The following is an 18,195-nucleotide window of genomic DNA, read 5'->3' as shown; positions in this document are numbered from 1 at the left end:
ACACACACGTAAGTAAACGAGTTATTCAAAGGGTGCAAAGCTCATTAGTTACATTAGTAAAATTAAAAAATGCGCAAGATTTTGCGGGTAGGTAAATGTTGTGTGTAAGTTTAGAAAGACACTGTTTACTTTCAAAATGACCGATATAAGTGTATTTTTCGTAAAATTGCAACTATAAAAACAGACTAATAAAGAATGGCATTTGAGAGTTTAACAGACGACAAAATTGCAGATCTTCTAAACTGCCCTAAACGCCTGACAAATCCACAAGCGAGATGCAAAAATAAGGAAGGTCACGAGCAAGTTAATTTTAAAGCCGTTGCGTCAGACAACTCAGGACACGAATTTTTGATATACAAACGACAGAATCTTCGGGACGGTATGGAAGACGACTTTTCTTGCGGGATAAGTTGGCTTGCCCCAAATGGAGAAACACTAACACTAAAAAGATATAACGGACCAAATCACGACCACACAAACCATTTAGAAAATGTTAGATTAGGTTATACTTGCCACATTCATATAGCTACAGAAAAGTATATAAAGGCTAATAGAAAAGCTGAAGGCTTTGCAATAGCAACTGATAGATATAATACTGTTTAAGGAGCTTTACATTGCCTTGTAACTGATTGTAAAATTTCAGGAATTAGCACTACACCTGACAACACTAGTCAAACTAAATTATTCGACTAATGAACCTTGATTTAAATAAACTACAAGAGACTCTTTGCTCACTAATGTGTGCAGAAGTAAAGATAAAGCCGAAGAATGGAAAATTGCTTTCCATTGAAACGCCTTTTTACTTTGCTGATGGTGACCCTTATCAAATTTATATTAAGGAAATGCCCGGTGGCATTATCAGATTAACTGATATGGGACATACAATGATGCATTTAAGTTATGACAATGACATTGATAAATTTAGAGAAGGAACAAGAGGTAAAATTTTTGACCAGATTAAGGCTGAAACATTCATTGACGAAGACAATGGAGAGTTTTTCATAGACACACCTATGGAAAATTTAGGATTTAATATTTTTAGACTTGGACAGGCTTTGACGAAAATAAATGACCTTACTTTTCTAAATAGAGCAAGAGCAGAATCAACTTTTTATGAAGACTTGCAAGAACAATTACTCAAAATTGTAGGGGAAGAAAAAGTAAATAAAGACTACTACTTTGATGAAATGGAAAATGCGAGAGATTATCCTATTGATTATCGAATTGAAGGAAAATATGCACCTCTTTTTCTTTTTGGTATTCCAAATAGAGACAAAGCACGTTTGACTACCATAATTTTGGAAAGACTTCTAAGAACTAAGGCAGACTTTGACAGCATATTAATTTTTTCAGACCAAGTTTCTATTCCCAAACAAGACTTGGCGAGACTTTCAAACGCAGGAGGAGAAATGATAGCTTCATTAGACGCTGAAGCTGACTTTTCAAGAAAACTTTTAAGAAAAATAAACCCCAACTGATAGACAGAAAAAAACATAAGCACAATAGAGGTTTGCCGCAATAGGGGCTGACGTGGTTAAAACAAATGCAGTGCTTCTGTCAAAGTTTTTGCTTGATTGACATCGAAGTACTTAGAAATACCTGCCTTCGGGTAGCTGCAAAACGTTTTTCTCATCCTTATTCTTCGTCATTTTCAGAACAATACAGGTCTTGTTTCTGTATGAACAACCACATGTACAACGACAGGAATCCCCTTACTTGCCTCTGAATTTACAAGAACAAAACGTCCTTGCTGTAGCCAATTTTTGACCGCTAACAATCCGGGGTTATGACGAAACCCTCATTTTTGCACTTCTGCAAAACTACAAATCACCACTGCAATGACTCAATGCACCCCTGCAATGACTTATTGCGCCTTTGCATTGACTCAATGTGCCCCTGCAATGAACCATTGTACCCCTGCAAAACTTTATTTCACCTTCGCAAAAAGGTAATGCAGCCCTGTAATAACTCCATGCGCCTTTGCATTGCCTCAAAGTCCCCCTGCAACAGGTTCGTGCACCTATGCATTGGCTCAATGTGCCCCTGCAATGACTTATTGCACCTCTGCATTGACTTTATGCACCCCTGCATTGACTTCATGTACCCCCTGTTTTGACCCTTCCCAAACAAACCTTACACTTTTGGGGCTATGCTTCCATGCTTGTTAAATTTTCGGAAATCCGATTTTAATTTTTACCTTGCGTGCCATTTCTAAATCAAAAAACTATATTGAATGAGTCAGAAAATCACCATTGCTTACGGCGATGGCATAGGAGCTGAAATCATGAACGCCACGCTTCAGATTATGGAGGCTGCGGGAGCAAAACTCGAATACGAGGTTATCGAAGTTGGAGAAAAAGTTTATAACAGCGGCATTAAAACCGGAATAGCACCCGGTGCCTGGGATAGTTTGCGCCGCAACAAAGTGTTTTTAAAAGCCCCAATCACTACTCCACAGGGAGGAGGGTATGTGAGTCTCAACGTAACCATTCGCAAAACGCTTGGGCTGTTTGCCAATATCCGCCCTTGTCAGGCTTTTTCGCCGTATATAAAAACTCATTTCCCCAAAATGGATTTGGTAGTAGTTCGCGAAAATGAGGAAGATCTGTATGCCGGAATAGAGCATCAGCAAACGGCAGAAGTCATACAATGCCTAAAACTCGTTTCCCGTCCGGGTTCGGAAAAAGTGATCCGCTACGCTTTTGAATATGCCCGGGCTTATGGTCGAAAGCGCGTTACCTGTATGACCAAAGACAATATCATGAAGCTCACAGACGGGTTGTTTCATAATATTTTCGACGAAGTTGGCAAAGAATATCCCGATATAGAAAAGAACCACTACATTATTGACATAGGGGCTGCCATGCTTGCCGATAAGCCCGAAAGGTTTGATGTGGTCGTTACGCTAAACCTTTATGGCGATATCATTTCAGACATCACCGCCGAAGTGGCCGGCTCGGTGGGCATGGGCGGCTCGGCAAATGTGGGAGACGATTTTGCCATGTTTGAAGCCATTCACGGCTCGGCTCCCGACATTGCCGGAAAAGGAATTGCCAACCCGTCGGGTTTGCTCAACGGTGCCTGTATGATGCTGGTACATATCGGTCAATCGGATGTAGCCGAAAAAATACAGAATGCCCTGATGAAAACATTGGAAGACGGTATTCATACCGGAGATATTTTTACCGAAGGAGTGAGCGCTGAACGCGTAGGCACCGAAAAGTTTGCCCATGCAATCATAGAGCGGTTGGGCAAAAAACCCGAACATCTGAAAGAGGTCGTTTACAACAAAGAACATCCCCCCATTCACATAAAAATAGCCCCTACTGCCCCTGTCAAAAAAGTACTGGTAGGTGTTGATGTATTCGTGGATTATACCGCCGACAACCGAAATGCCAATAAATTAGGCGATGAATTAGCCAAGCTGGCCGGCGATTATATGAACCTGAAAATGATAACCAACCGTGGAGTAAAAGTTTATCCCGAAGGGCTTCCGGAAACCTTCTGCTCCGACCATTGGCGATGCCGGTTTACCTCGCTCGATTCCGAACTCTCTCCCGTTTACCGGGGCACCGGAAATGTTCCTCCAATTGGGGCAGGTGATGTTCTGGATTTGTTGAAACGAATTTCAGATGCCGGTTTTGATTTCATTAAAGTCGAACATCTCTATGAAATCAACGGTAAAATTGCCTATTCAATGGGGCAGGGGGAATAAACACCCCTACTTACTCCTAAAAAGTGAAAAACTAAAAGTGAAAAACTAAAAGTGATGACCTTGATAGAGGGGGTGTTTAAAACCTCATAGTTTTAGCAAAGATTTTATCTACGGTGGCGGATATGGTGTCTTTGCCTATGTTGAAATCTAAGATTGTTTTGGACATGGTGTTTGATTATTAGAGACGCACGGCCGTGCGTCTGTACTTTTGAAAAAAAAAGTTTTGGTGGTTTGAGGCAAGTGGTTTATCTTTGCGTTAGAAAGACCGACATTTTAATGTATCCGTTTGCAGCGCAATTCTCTTAGTGTCGTTCGTTCTAAATAATAGCGGACTGTAATTCAATTGCAATCCGCTTTATTTTTTTATCAAAATCCCTTTTCTGTGTTTGGAAACATTGTCGCTTTTGTTTGGCTCAGATTCAAAATATGTAATTACTACCAAAATGCCATTTTGCATTTCTGCTTTTACTACAACAATGGTGTTTTGGTAGTATGCTAAAAAAGCTGTTTGAAGTTTTCTGCTCTGTTTTCTTTGGGGTTTGTAGAATTGCTGCCACGCCTCATTTGGGTTAGCAATGGTTTCAATTACTTGTTTCATAATTTCGTACCTTTTTTCTGCTATTTGTTTAGCTTGCCCCATGTGTGATAATAGGGTTTTATTGAGTGCCACCTTTAAGCCTACTGAAGATTGAATTTCAATTGAACCGCTTTCATTTTCGTTATTAGTCCACCAGCTTACCAATTCATCATAAGAAGTTATATTGCTTTTTGGCAGAGCGGGCAGGTTCTGTTTGCTTTGATAAATCTGCTCTATGGTTTTCATGCCATAGTTTTTGGTGGCAGACAGCTCGGCGGGGTTTTTGCGTATGGTTTGAAAGTATGGGTGGTTATCGGTAAAGACTACTTTAGACTTGCCCACATTGACTTCAAACAGTTTTTGGGTAGTGGCGGATTTGGCGGCATTAGATGCGGTTTTTTCATTGGATATTCCCTTTTTTTCGGCTTGGTCTTTGGTGAGTTGGAGGGTGTCGCACCGGCAGTTCCATCCGTTTGGGGGGTAGTTGATATTCCAGAAGGGGCTGTTTACGGGCAGGACGATATTGTTAAGGGCATCGTGTTCTGCCCTTACGCGGTCGCCGCCGGCGGTGGTGTTTTGGAGGTAAATTATATTCTCTATACGTTACTGACAAATGCTTTCGGTAATGGCCAAGTGTCTTCGACTTTTAATACTTTTAGTTTTTCACTTTTCACTTTTAGTTTTTCACTTTTAGTTTTTCACTTTTCACTTTTCTTTTATCAGTTTACTCAAAGTCATGCTTTCCCCGTTATTGAGTGAAAGTAAATACACTCCTGCGGGCTGTTGGTTCAGGTCAAAATGTAGGGTGGTATCACCTGTAAACGAGAAGGGGTCGAGGCAAAGCACGACACGACCGGTTAAATCATAAATACAAAAGGTAACGGGTTGAAGACTGTCGGAAGTAATGATTATCTGTACCGAGTTTTGAGCAGGGTTTGGATAAATCTGTTTTATCTTCAAATTGGTTGAAGCGCTTAGACGCAGCAGGGATATTACACTTCCAACTTGTTGGAAAATGCCGTCAAAATCGGTTTGCAGCAGGCGGTAATAGGTCAGGGTATTGGGTTGGTGGTGGGTGTATTGGTAATGTCGCGCTGTGCTGCTGTTTCCTGAAGCCGGAATTTGGGCGAGATTGAAAAAATCCTGCCCGTTGGAAGAGGATTGCAGGGTAAAAAATGCGGCATTGGTTTCTGATGCTGTTGTCCATTCAAGCAAATTAGATTCGGGCAAAACTTTACCATTAAATTCTGTAAGTGAAACCGGCAGGGGCGGAAAACAATCGGTCAGGAAATTTAACTGCAAGGTGCCGGTGTTTTCAGCACAATTACCGGCATTGATCATCTCTACCCAATAATCACCAACCGCCTGCGGCATATATTCGTTACCGGTTGCACCAAAAATAGGATTACCGTTGTAATACCACTGATAAGACTGCGCAACGCCGGCCGGAACACCGATAATTTCTCCATGACAAATAGCATAGCATCCGGCAGGAAATTCACTGAAATCCGGATACTGGCTGACACTTAGCGAAACAATATCAGAAGTATCGGAAGTACATCCGAATTGGTCAACAGCTACTGCCCCATAATTTCCGGGTGCTGCCAAGGTAATTTCTGTTCCGGTCATGCCATTTGTCCATACATACTGATGGTTTGGGTTGGTAAATGAGGCGATGAACGCCAAAGTTGTTTCACCTTCGCAAATGGTTGCCTCCTGAAACACGACTACCGGACTGGCAATCTGATTTTGCAATTGTGTTTCTGCAAGACCCGCAGTAAAGCAGCCGGTTAGGGTATCAGTAACAGTAACTTCCCAAACGCCCGAAGTGGTAACTTCGAGTTGATGGGTATTGCTAAATCCGGGCATCCATTGGTAAGTATAAGTCGGTTGCTCTGTTACCTGTAAGGTCATTGTATCACCGCTACAAATCGGAATGATGGATATTTCAGGGCTTAGGTTGAGTTCCGGGGATGGTATAACTTGTATCTCAACCGGCGGGGTTGAATAATGACATCCATTTGGAAGCGTTACATTCACCCAATAACTGCCCGAATTGCCGATGTTTATTTGTTGCGTGTTTTGTCCTGACGACCATTGATAAGCTATTCCTCCTTCGGGAGCGTTGAGGATGGCGGTATTTCCACTGCAAAACAATGTACCGGAGGCCACAATACTTTCAGGTTCAGGCGGATTTTGAATCACTACATCCTGACTGACAACGGGCGAGATGCAACCCTGTTCGTCCGTAACTTGTAATTCTACGGTATATATGCCGGCTTCCGGAAAAGAAAAAACCGGTGATTTTACCTCTGTTGTTGTTTCTCCAAAGTTCCAAAAATAGCCATAATAGTTTGTATTGTCGGGAACAAACTGCGTGAAGCTGCCGGCACAGGTACCGCCTGCTACGGTAAATCCTGCATTGGGCGAATCGCTGATGGTAAAAGTTTGTTGAGCAGAAACGGCGCAGTTTCCGTTGGAAACGGTGAGGGAAGGGCTATAGGTTCCGGCTTGCGTATAGACATGAGTTTCGGTTTGGCTTCCCGAAAAAGGGGTAGTTCCATCGCCGAAATCCCAAATCCACGAACTGATAAAAGTAGTAGGCAGGTAGTAGGAATGGTCCTGAAATCCCCACTCCTGGCCGAGACAGGCTGCTGTAAAGTCAAACCTCGCTACCAATGGAACATTGTGGGTGGTAAAAGACGAGGTTAAACAAGTGTTTCCTGTTTCGGGATGGATAAAATATCCTACCAAAGTGATGTTGTAAACATTGGTGATATAAGTTGAATAAGTATGGGAGGCAGTTGTTCCCGCAAGCGTATCTATTGTACCATCGCCCCAATAGATGGTAAAATAGATAAAATCTCCTTCGGAAAGTTGGTCGAGATAGACTGTATTGCAATTGTTGCCATCAATGTTCAGGTCAAAATCAACGGTATAGCCCTCGACCGGTGGGCAGAGGAAAGGAGGTGGCGGAAGCGGGGGGTCGGTCGGATCGGTAGGACCGGGAGGCCCTGAGGGGCAGGAAATCTGCAAAATGTTTAACTGTCCCGATAAAATTTCACAAGTATTGGTAGTATCCGTTACCAATACCTGATAGTTAAATTCCTGCAAAGTGGTATCCGAAACATGAGTCAAAAAAGGAGTATCAGCCCCTTCAATCAAGGCATCATTCACCATCCATTCAAAAATATAGTTGGTGCCATCAACCGCAAACATTGGAATATCGAGCGGATTTTCGATGCAAACCGTTGCTCCGGGTGTTAAAATTTCGGCAACAGGAGCAGTATGCCCGTTTACTCTGATTTCGGTTTGTGCCATACAGCCCGCAGTATTGCTTACCTGAACATGGTACACTCCTTCGCTAAATACTTCTAAAATGGGCAACTCGCTCAAAGGTTCATTGTTTTCATTTTGCCAAAACCATGACAGGTAGTCAACTCCGGCATTGGCATCTGCCACCATCAACTGGGCAGCACTTCCCAAACAAAGCGTATCTGCTTGTGAGATAAAAGGCTGCGGGATAATATCTATTGTTACCGGAAACGAGGCAGTTTCGCCACAAAAAAAAGCATGAATTACTGCGGCAGATGCCGGAGTTTGCCATAGCACCTGAGTTTCGGAAGACCCCTGCCCCTGAACAATTTGTCCGGCTTCGTTGGGCACAATGCTCCAAACATAATCGGCATTGGTTGTAGGCGTGGTGATGTTATAGGTGTATGCGCTTTCTGGACAAACGACAGCGTTTCCGTTGATAGAAAACGGCGCGCTTGATAATGGTTGCGGGTTAAACTCAGCAGATCCGGAAACGCAAAATGGAGATGTTGTACTTTGAGCATAAACCGATAGTTCATATACTCCCGAATTATCCCATTGAACGGTAACTACGGGACTTGTTTGCCCCTCGACGATGCTGCCGCCGGTAATGTTCCAAAAATACTGGGTATTGTTCTGAGCAGATGGCACTGAATAGAGGTATGTCTCAAGTGGGCAAACTACGTCATTGCCAAAAATGGTGGGGATGGGTAAAGCCGGCATTACTTCGGTAAAGGTATAGGCAACTTCATTGCAAAAAATGTCTGCCTCCAACGGAACAGCCGTAATCATTGCAGTTCCGGGGACATTCCAGCTCACAAGGATAGATTCGGTATTTTGCCCCGAAATGATACTTCCTCCTGTTACAGCCCAGTTCATTTGAAACGGAACATTGACACTAAAAATAGTTTGTCCCTCCATACAAGCAGTATTTACCGGAACAACTTCAAACGCAGGCTTTGGACTGACAGATAAAGCGGCCTCTCCGTTGCAGTCGAGCAGATAATGTTGATAGGATACCTGCAATATTGCCGCATCCGTATTCCATTGTATCACCACCGAAGCACTACCTTGTCCACTCAATATTATTCCGGCAGTGGGTGGGGTGATGCTCCATTGGTAATTAGTGCCGCCAAAAACAGGGGCAGAATAGGCCAAAGTTTCATAGATGCAAAACAAAGGTTGACCGGAAATTGCAGCTTCCGTGTCTATTATTGGAACTGAAGCCACAGAAGGAAGTTGGCAAAAGCTGTCTCCGCAGTCGGTCGTCAATGAAATAGTACCCAAAGGAGGGTTGTTCCAGATAACTGAGATTGTTGGTGTTCCTTGTCCGCCGGTAATTGTTCCGCCGGAAATTTCCCAAAGGTACGCAGCGCAACCGGCCTCGGTCGTATATTCCGTATTTGTTCCAAAACATACCGTTGAAGGGCACGAGATGCCGGGTATCGGAGAGTTTTCAACCACAATCACAAGGTTTGCAGTATCGTTCAGAGAAGCAACAGGATGAATTGCTGTTAAAAATACAGAGTAAATACCGGGTTGAGGATATGTGTAAACGGGGTTGGCAGTGTTTGAAAAATGACCATTGCCAAAATCCCATAAAAAAGTACTGGTATTTTGAGATTGGTTGAAGAATTGAATGTTTTGACCGGAACAGAGATACAATGTATCGGGATGATTAGCAGGGGGTAGGGTGGTGAAGGCGGCAACAGGCGGAACAGGATTAGTTTCGGTAAATGGAATGTTTTCGTACCAAACGATTTTGTTATCAAAAGTGGAGGTGGATAAAACATCCAAATCGCCATCAGCATCGAGGTCGGCGACAAAGATGCTGTTAGGTCCGATAGCTTGGTTGCCAATAATTTGCTGAGGTCCGAAGTTGGCCGCTCCTTCGTTTTCATACCAGGCAATTTTGTTTTCAATATGCGATGCGGTGAGCACATCCATATCTCCGTCGTTATCCAGGTCGGCGGCAAAAACTGCGCGTCCGAGTTCAGCTTCGGTAGTGAAGATTTGCAGAGGTCCGAAGATTCCATTTCCGAAGTTTTCGAACCATGCTATTAAATTACCCCCTCCGGATGCACCCAAAACCTCAGGGTCTCCATCTCCGTCCAAATCTGCCGCATAAACTGACCATGCTCCGTTAATGTCAGTTGAAAGAATTAACTGACCGCCGAAATTTCCGGAACCATCATTTTCATACCAGGCAATTTTATTGTCGTAAAACGATGCCGACAACACATCTGCATCTCCGTCATTGTCCAAATCCAACGAATATATGGCATGGGTCCCGAATGCACTGTTGGTAATTACCTGCTGCGGGCCGAAGTTGCCTGCTCCATCGTTTTCATACCACGCAACTTTATTGTCATTATGTGAAGCCGACAACACATCTTTATCGCCATCTCCGTCCAAATCTTCGGCAATCACTGCCCGCGCTCCATTGGCATTGACAGAAATGGTTTGTATCGTTCCAAAATTTCCGGTTCCGTCGTTTTCAAACCAGGCGATGGTGTTGTCGGTATAGGATGCGGACAGCACATCTGCATCCCCGTCTCCATCCAAATCGGCGGCATATACCGCATTAGTTCCTATCGTAAGGGTCGAAATCACCTGTTGTTCACCAAAATTTCCAAACCCATCATTGCGATACCATGAAATTTCATTGTCTGCCGAAGAGGCAACGAGCACATCCGTAAACCCATCTCCGTCCAAATCGGCGGCAAAAACTTTCATGGGGTTTAAGGCTTCGGCAACAGAAATCGTTTGACCCGGAGCAAAAAATATTTGTGCAAAAACTGTCGGGCTGCCGAAGCTGAAAAAGATACAAAAAATATAGAAATGCCTGATCATGCAACACATTTTTTAAGATTGGCGGACAGACTTAAAGAATGTGTAAATAAAGGCAATTTAGTTTTGTGCTTAAGAAGAACCACATCAAAGCATCAACTACCCGACAATAAATTTGGCTTACCTCAATTTTTATGTTTTGACGAAAAAGGGGGGTTGAAATTCAGCATTGGAATAACGACTGCGAATTATCTGGCTTTTTGCAGTTAACTTATATGCTTATAATGGTTGATGATTTGGTTTTCCCCGATGTTTTTAGTTCAATAAAACCAAGCATTGGATTCAATACTTATTCAGGGTTAATCATGGCATTAGCCAAATCAATAAACCCGTTAAGGCTGATTTGCTCTGCCCGTTTTTGAGGAAGCTCGGGCGGGAGCCGGTCAAAATGAAATTGAAAAGGAAGTAACGCATTGCGCAGCATTTTGCGCCTTTGGTTGAAGGCCTGCTTAACCGTTTGTTTAAACTGCTTGTGGTTGTTGATAAGATGGGAATATTCTTCGGTCGGAGTCAAACGGACAACAGCAGACTGAACTTTGGGAGGAGGGTCAAAACTGCCCGGACTTACCTCAAACAAATACTCGGTTTTAAAATATGCCTGCAACAGTACGCTGAGAATACCGTAGTGCTTGTTGCCTTCTTTTGCCACGATGCGTTGAGCTACTTCCTTTTGAAACATGCCGACCACCTGTTTCAACCGGTGACGGTAGTCGAGGGCTTTGAACAAAATCTGAGAAGAAATATTGTATGGAAAGTTTCCAATCATCCAAAAAGGCTCCTGTCCGATATAGTCCTCAAAATGTACTTTTAACACATCCTGTTCTATGATATGCCCCTCCAATAAAGGGTATTTTTGAATCAATATTTCGGGTAAACGATTGTCAATTTCGACTACAAACAACTTAACACCGGAGCGATTGTAAAGGAACCGGGTGAGGATGCCTTGTCCGGGGCCGATTTCTACCACTATATCCGATCCCGTTCCTTCCAGTTGAAGGCTATCTGCTATGCGTTCGGCAATTTGAGGATGTTTTAAAAAATGTTGCCCAAATTGTTTTAGCTTTCTCATCTAATGTCGGTTTTGTTATTTTTTTGAATAGCAGGGTATTAATAGTCGGGAATTGAATATTGGCTTATCGTCCGTAAAAGTAAACCAATGTCCGGTAGCAGCTTTTTGAATGTCGGTTCAAATGAAATCCTGATTTTTGATTTATCACTTTTATCAGATAAAATATAAATATTAACCTTTTTGAAGTAAGGGGGTAAATTGCCTAATTAGGGTTAAATAGTAAGAGAGATATATTTTTTTGCTTAATTTTGTGCCTTCAGTGATAGGTTTACCTATCCTTTTAAGATTTTATTGTTTTTTATGCTTAATCAAAAAAAGAAAAGTAGCGATGTTATGGAGTTAAAATCAGTTGCAAAGATACAAGACAATGTTTCGGTAGTATATATAGCCGATGATCATACGCTTTGGGAGCAGTTAGGATTTAACGAAGAGCAGTTGGGATTTATCAAAAAACAAGTAGCCGCCGAAGCCTTTCCGATAGTTGTGAATGATTATCACAAATTGCGCATCATCAGTTATTTTAAAAAAGAAAACGATGTTCATATTGCACATGAAAACTGCCGGATTGCTGCTGCCGATGCCACTCAGTTGTTGAACAAATACAAAACTACGGAAGCAGTTATCAGCAACGAAAGCAGCATACCAAACGCAGCATGGCATTTTGCAGAAGGGATGGTATTAGCCAACTATCAATTTTTGAAATACCGGAAAGATGCGGAGAAGATTAAAAATTCACTCAAAAGGATTTATTTGCCCGAAGACAGCGCTACCAAACAGGAAGTAGAAGAGCTGCAAAACTTGTTGGATGCAGTTTGCTCTGCACGCGATCTGATAAACGAACCCCCTGTTTACCAAACGGCAGAACAACTTGCCGAAAGTTTTAAAGAAATGGGTAAGAAATCGGGATTTAAAACCACCATTTTTGATAAAAAGAAAATTGAAAGTTTGAAAATGGGCGGTTTGCTTGCGGTAAACCGCGGCAGTCAGGAACCTCCTACGTTTACTATTATGGAATGGAAGCCAAAACGTGCGGTCAACAAACAACCTGTCATATTAGTTGGCAAAGGAGTGGTATTTGATACTGGAGGGCTTAGTCTGAAACCCACAACCAATTCAATGGATTATATGAAATGCGACATGGCAGGCGCTGTGGCTGTAGGCTGTACGATGTATGCCATTGCCGCCAACAAGCTTCCGCTATATGTGATTGGTTTGGTTCCTGCAACCGACAACCGCCCCGGCGAAAACGCTTATGTTCCGGGTGATGTAGTTACGATGTATGACGGCACTACTGTTGAGGTGCTAAACACTGATGCCGAAGGACGAATGATTTTAGGAGATGCGTTGAGTTATGCCAAAAAATATAAACCGGAATTGGTGATAGATGTCGCAACTTTGACAGGTGCTGCCGCTATTGCTGTTGGCTCACAGGCCTCCCTTTTAATGAGTAATGCATCCAGAAAAGATACCAAAGCTTTAAAAAATAGTGGCTTAGAGGTTTATGAACGATTGGTGGAAATGCCCCTTTGGCGAGAATATTTAGACCTCATGAAATCGGATATTGCCGATTTAAAAAACATCGGCGGCTCGGAAGGTGGGGCTATCACCGCAGCCAAATTTCTCGAACATTTTACCGACTATCCCTGGATGCATATTGATATGCCTGATGCATGGTATATGCAAGGCAGAAACTACCGCATGAAGAACGGTTCGGGTAAAGGTGTGCGATTGTTTTATCAATTCCTCAAAAAACGCTGTAATCTGTCATAAACAAAAACGGAAACAAATTCTCAGGACATTGTTACCCTATCTTATTCAATTTTAACAAGTAACTGCGGAGGCAATCTTCGACAAATAACCCCAAATAAGCCTCTCCCAATCACAAACTTACATCCTAATCATGCAAGACGAAGAAAATAAAAAACAACATAAGCAGGTTCCAAAAATAATCAAGACCAAAGATAAATCCGATAATCCTAAACAAGAAAACCGGAATAAAGACGGACGGGAAAAAGAACAACCTGCCGATAAGGAAAACGAAAACAGTTTTTTACCCGATTATAATATTACTTCCGCCACGCTGGAACAGGCCATTCATGCCGGCAAACAAGAAGATGACAAATCAACTAATGACGATGCCGGCGAAGAAAAAAGTGACAAAATTAAAATCGGCATAACCATCGGAGATATCAATGGCATTGGCGTTGAGGTGATACTAAAAACGCTGAGCGATAACCGTATTCTTGATTATTGTACACCAATCATCTACGGCTCTTCCAGAGTGCTATCCTATCACCGAAAAGTTTTGAAAATTGATGATTTTACCTATAATATAGCCGGTGCAGCAGACCGTATCAAGCCTCATGTCTGCAATGTCATCAATTGTTGGTTCGAGGAAATTCCGATTACTATTGGCCGCCCCAATCCTGATGTAGGTATCTATGCCTTTAAAGCACTCGAAATGGCGGTAAAAGATTTACAGGCCGGGCATTTGGAAGCCATTGTTACAGCGCCTGTCAATAAGCATATATTGAGTACTGCCAACAATAAGTTTATTGGGCATACCGAATTTATCACCCAAAAATTTGATGTTCAGGAAAGCCTGATGTTTTTGGTGAGTGAAGAAATAAAAGTAGGTTTAGTTACCAATCATTTGCCCGTAAAGGATATTGCCCGAAACATTAGCCCCGGACTTATCTGGAAAAAGTTGCAAATTATGCATACTTCGTTGATAGAGGATTTTGGAATACAACGGCCTAAAATTGCAATTTTGGGACTAAATCCCCATGCGGGCGATGGCGGACTAATTGGCAACGAAGAAGAAAAAGACATTATGCCGGTTATCAATAACGCCAAACAAAACAACATGCTTGTTTTTGGCCCGTTTGCCGCAGACGGCTTCTTTGGCTCACAAATTTACCGTCAGTTTGATGCCATTCTCGCCATGTATCACGATCAAGGATTGATTCCCTTTAAAACGCTGAGCTTTGGTCATGGAGTCAATTTTACGGCAGGGCTTCCCATAGTCCGAACCTCTCCCGATCACGGAACTGCTTATGATATTGCCGGTAAAAACATTGCTTCGGAAGATTCGTTCCGAAAAGCCATGTTTTTAGCACTCGATATTGTGCAAAGCCGCCGAACCCATGCAGATATGTATGCCAACCCTCTGAGAGGGGCAGACCTGAAACGAATGGCAGGGATAGACTTCACCAAAGATGAGGTGATACAGGAAGAGAACTAATCTGTTGCACTTTGTATTGATTTTCAGCAGGGAATAGTATATTTGTTCATTCAAATCAATTTTGACTCTGTATGAAAGTCCTGAAATCTTTTGTCGTTTGCCAGTTATTAATTTGCAGCATCATTGCCAATGCAGCTACCGACAAATATCGTTTGGTCTGGAGTACAGACAATACAGCAACCACGATGACGGTAGGCTGGTGTCAACCTTCCGGAAACAGTCCGGTGGTTTGTTACGGAACTTCAGACTTAGGCACCAACTGGTCGTTATATCCCAATCAACATGCTCCCGACAGAAGCGTTGACAGTTATTTGGGCATGAATCACCGCTTTGCCCGGCTCGCCAATTTGCTGCCAAATACCAACTATTATTTTGTCATTAAAGACAGCGATGGCGTTAGTAACCGTTATTGGTTTCGTACTCTGCCGGCTGACCCTACCATGCCACTCTCTGTCATTGCCGGCGGAGACAGCCGGAACAATCAGGTGCCTCGTCAAAATGCCAATCTGTTAGTCAGCAAAATTCGCCCCCATTTCGTTGCTTTTGGCGGGGATATGGTGGAATTAGGCACTTCGGGAGAATGGCAGGGATGGATGGATGACTGGCAACTGACCATCAGCCCTGACGGAAGGATGTATCCGGTTGTGGTAGCAAGGGGCAATCACGAGTTAGACAATGGCATCCTTCACTCAATGTTCGACACTCCGAGCTCTGATATGTATTTTGCCCTGACATTTGGCGGAAACCTATTGAGGTTATATACTCTCAATACCGAAATTGTCGTGAGCGGCACTCAGGGATTGTGGTTGGTCAATGACCTTGAAACTCATCCTGATTTACAATGGAAAATAGCGCAGTATCACCGCAGTACACGCCCGCATACCACTTCCAAATCAAATATTGAAGCGCAATATGAAGCATGGTCGGTTCCTTTTTACCAACATGGTGTTCAGTTAGTGGTTGAGTGTGATGCGCATGTTGTGAAAAACACCTACCCAATTCGCCCCACCTATACAGACGGGCATGAAGAGGGGTTTATCAGAGACGATTGTCGTGGAACTGTATATATTGGGGAAGGTTGTTGGGGCGCTCCCTTGCGAAGCAACAATTATATACGCAACTGGACACGGGCACACGGTAGTTTTAATGAATTTAAGTGGCTGCATGTCTATCCAAACCGTATCGAGGTGAGAACTGTAATGGTGGACAATGCTACAACTGTGGGCAGTGTGAGCGATGCGCAGCCTTTCACCCCTCCTGCTAATCTTCAGCTTTGGACCATGCCCGATGGAGAACAGGTGTTAGTGGTAGATAAATATGAAAACCAACGCCCTCAGCTTCAAATCATCAGCCCTCAACCAGAGGTTTGCTATACCAATTCCGGCACCATTTTTTTTAATGTCAATGCCACCGACCCCAACGGAAATGGCATCCAACACGTTGCTTTTTACGGAAACGGGCAGTTATTACATACCGACTATTCGCCTCCCTTTACCTATTCATGGTCTCCTGCCCAAGTCGGGACTCATACTGTCAGTATTGAGGCGGTCAACAATGATAATATCTGTTCTGACATGCCGCCGTTTAAAGTTTATACATATTCCAAGACTGTTTCGACCAGAATAAAAACAGCAGAAGATGATGCTGAACAAAATGGCAGCACGATGGACCTTTACGATTCAGATCTCGATTTAGGAGAAAGCGGTTATATCGGGCTTCGTTTCACCAATCTCGCCATTCCTCGCGGAGCAAGGATCACCAATGCTACTTTAAGTTTTATGATTCAAGAGCTGAGTATCGCTTTTGGAGCTTTGACCATCAATGCCCAAAATGCCGATAATGCTCTGCCCTTTACGACTGCCTCCAACAACATTTCTTCAAGGAGCGTTACCGAGCATCCTGTTTCCTGGACACCGCCAACGTGGTTGACAGTTGGCAGTTTTCAAACTACAACCAATCTTAATAGTATGGTTCAACAAATCGTCAACCGCCCGGGATGGTCGGAGAATAATGCCCTTGTATTTATTGTTTCCGGAACTACCTTTGGCGGGCGCGATGCGATGTCTTTTGATGCCGGAGGAACTACTCTGTTGAACATAGAATTTGATTTTAACAACGAAAATTATACTCCCCCTAATTTAGGACCTGATTATACGTTTTGCCATGATTATGTTTATACGCTACAGGCAGGCACAGGCTATGCCTCTTATTTGTGGAACTATAATCCTGCATGGAACACGCCATCCCTACAAGCTACTGCATCTGGTATATATACCGTTCAGGTAACTTATCCTCAAAGCCAGCTTGCTGTGGCAGTTGATCAGGTGAGTCTTGATTTTTTACCTCCGCTTCCTTTAAACCTCGGCAACCCAATGATTGAAGCCTGTTTTAACAACGGATATATGATGTTGGATGCCGGTCCTTATTTTATTGACTATTTCTGGAGCACGGGCTCGATTGAACAATCAATATTGGTTACTCAACCCGGGACCTATTCGGTAGAAGTTGTTGATGCTAATGGTTGTACTGCGTCAGATGTTATTACCGTTGAACCTATTATTCATACGACTCTGCAACCGCTGATTACTTCGGGATCTTTTTTTAATCTGTACCAGATACATACCACCGGCGGCACTGCGCCTTATACTTACCAATGGAACAACTCCGGTTATGTGTCTTCACAACTTTTGCCCAACGGCAACCTGCAATTGCTGGCTTCTGCCAATACGGCAATTAATGTTACCATCACCGATGCCGTGGGTTGCAGCAATCAACTGACTTACCTGCCCCCAACAACCGCAAATCAACCGGTTATTTCGCTGTTTTCAGTAACACCTACTGCTACGGAAACTGCCACTACAGGCAGTATCAATATTACGGTTACAGGGGGAACACCTCCTTATACCTATCTATGGAGCAATGGTGCAACTACCCAAAATATTTCTGCATTAGCCAAAGGCTGGTATATTGTTACAGTTACAGACAATGCAGGACAATCAGTTACGGGCTATTATTGGGTGCCTAATGTTCAGACGCGGGGAAGTAAAACCACCGAACCCGATGCCTACCTGACTATCTTTCCCAATCCGGTTTTGGAAACTGCCATTATTGAGTATGCCACTTTTCTTCATCAGTCAACCGCAAACCTTACTTTATATAATACTTATGGGCAGCCGGTCAGAAACTATCGCCAACTGCCTGCCACCGGCAGAGTGCCTTTAGAAACGTCTGACCTTCCGGCCGGTTTATATTACCTCCACCTTAGCGATGATTTTACTTCCGGAATTGAACAGTTTAAAATTGTCGTTCTGCGCTAACTCTATCCTGCTTAGTTAACATGGCAGACCTAAGTGCCATCTGCCTGAATTATTGAACTTCCTAAGTTTAACAGTGCCTTAAACCACTTTTGTAGCTCCCTCGTAATT

The 18,195-nt window shown here is 43.1% G+C and carries 9 protein-coding genes and 1 pseudogene; 6 read left to right on the top strand and 4 right to left on the bottom strand.

All coding sequences use genetic code 11. The features are described 5' to 3' along the window. The first annotated feature begins 195 nt into the window (after positions 1 to 195). The 3 genes from IPM47_07895 (at position 196) to IPM47_07885 (ending at position 3,715) form a co-directional block, all read left to right on the top strand. Positions 196 to 603, top strand: a complete 408-nt coding sequence (locus tag IPM47_07895; protein ID QQS30836.1) for a hypothetical protein — start codon at positions 196 to 198, stop codon at positions 601 to 603. A gap of 89 nt (positions 604 to 692) precedes the next feature. Beyond that, a complete protein-coding gene (locus tag IPM47_07890; GenBank protein QQS30835.1) occupies positions 693 to 1,478 on the top strand; it encodes a DUF1828 domain-containing protein in 786 nt (261 codons plus the stop codon). Between the two features lie 755 nt (positions 1,479 to 2,233). Continuing rightward, positions 2,234 to 3,715: an NADP-dependent isocitrate dehydrogenase gene (locus IPM47_07885; protein QQS30834.1), complete on the top strand. Its 1,482-nt coding sequence runs from the start codon at positions 2,234 to 2,236 to the stop codon at positions 3,713 to 3,715. 355 nt (positions 3,716 to 4,070) lie between these two features. Here IPM47_07885 and IPM47_07880 read toward each other — a convergent pair whose 3' ends face one another. The 4 genes and pseudogenes from IPM47_07880 to rsmA form a co-directional block, all read right to left on the bottom strand. Beyond that, the gene (locus tag IPM47_07880) at positions 4,071 to 4,538 is read right to left on the bottom strand and encodes a hypothetical protein (protein QQS30833.1); all 468 of its coding nucleotides are present in this window, start codon (positions 4,536 to 4,538) and stop codon (positions 4,071 to 4,073) included. A 204-nt stretch (positions 4,539 to 4,742) separates the two neighbouring features. Beyond that, positions 4,743 to 4,892 (bottom strand): annotated as a pseudogene (locus IPM47_07875) (hypothetical protein). 105 nt (positions 4,893 to 4,997) lie between these two features. Then, positions 4,998 to 10,460 carry a VCBS repeat-containing protein gene (locus IPM47_07870; GenBank protein ID QQS30832.1) on the bottom strand — a complete coding sequence of 1,821 codons (5,463 nt, stop codon included), beginning with the start codon at positions 10,458 to 10,460 and terminating at the stop codon, positions 4,998 to 5,000. 286 nt (positions 10,461 to 10,746) lie between these two features. Continuing rightward, entirely contained in the window at positions 10,747 to 11,526 is a 780-nt protein-coding gene (gene rsmA / locus IPM47_07865; protein ID QQS30831.1) for a ribosomal RNA small subunit methyltransferase A, read from the bottom strand. 333 nt (positions 11,527 to 11,859) lie between these two features. Here rsmA and IPM47_07860 point away from each other — a divergent pair, with 333 nt between their 5' ends. The 3 genes from IPM47_07860 to IPM47_07850 all read left to right on the top strand — a co-directional run bounded on the left by IPM47_07860 (position 11,860) and on the right by IPM47_07850 (position 18,087). Beyond that, positions 11,860 to 13,296: a leucyl aminopeptidase gene (locus tag IPM47_07860; protein QQS30830.1), complete on the top strand. Its 1,437-nt coding sequence runs from the start codon at positions 11,860 to 11,862 to the stop codon at positions 13,294 to 13,296. Positions 13,297 to 13,426: 130 nt separating this feature from the next. After that, positions 13,427 to 14,770 (top strand): 4-hydroxythreonine-4-phosphate dehydrogenase PdxA, encoded by a 1,344-nt coding sequence (gene pdxA / locus IPM47_07855; GenBank protein QQS30829.1) that lies wholly within the window; start codon positions 13,427 to 13,429, stop codon positions 14,768 to 14,770. Between the two features lie 71 nt (positions 14,771 to 14,841). Further along, positions 14,842 to 18,087 (top strand): T9SS type A sorting domain-containing protein, encoded by a 3,246-nt coding sequence (locus IPM47_07850; protein QQS30828.1) that lies wholly within the window; start codon positions 14,842 to 14,844, stop codon positions 18,085 to 18,087. Positions 18,088 to 18,195 lie beyond the last annotated feature (108 nt).

Source organism: Sphingobacteriales bacterium (genome assembly GCA_016700115.1).
GTDB lineage: Bacteria > Bacteroidota > Bacteroidia > Chitinophagales > UBA2359 > UBA2359.
The sequence above is the reverse complement of the archived record's forward strand: the minus strand, read 5'-3'. Positions and strand labels throughout refer to the sequence as shown.

Excerpts from the sequence above, each read along its gene's own strand:
- IPM47_07880 (QQS30833.1), bottom strand. The coding sequence starts at position 4,538 with ATGAAAACCATAGAGCAGATTTATCAAAGCAAACAGAACCTGCCCGCT.
- IPM47_07870 (QQS30832.1), bottom strand. The coding sequence starts at position 10,460 with ATGATCAGGCATTTCTATATTTTTTGTATCTTTTTCAGCTTCGGCAGC.
- IPM47_07850 (QQS30828.1), top strand. The coding sequence starts at position 14,842 with ATGAAAGTCCTGAAATCTTTTGTCGTTTGCCAGTTATTAATTTGCAGC.
- IPM47_07860 (QQS30830.1), top strand. The coding sequence starts at position 11,860 with ATGGAGTTAAAATCAGTTGCAAAGATACAAGACAATGTTTCGGTAGTA.
- pdxA (QQS30829.1), top strand. The coding sequence starts at position 13,427 with ATGCAAGACGAAGAAAATAAAAAACAACATAAGCAGGTTCCAAAAATA.
- IPM47_07890 (QQS30835.1), top strand. The coding sequence starts at position 693 with ATGAACCTTGATTTAAATAAACTACAAGAGACTCTTTGCTCACTAATG.
- IPM47_07895 (QQS30836.1), top strand. The coding sequence starts at position 196 with ATGGCATTTGAGAGTTTAACAGACGACAAAATTGCAGATCTTCTAAAC.
- rsmA (QQS30831.1), bottom strand. The coding sequence starts at position 11,526 with ATGAGAAAGCTAAAACAATTTGGGCAACATTTTTTAAAACATCCTCAA.
- IPM47_07885 (QQS30834.1), top strand. The coding sequence starts at position 2,234 with ATGAGTCAGAAAATCACCATTGCTTACGGCGATGGCATAGGAGCTGAA.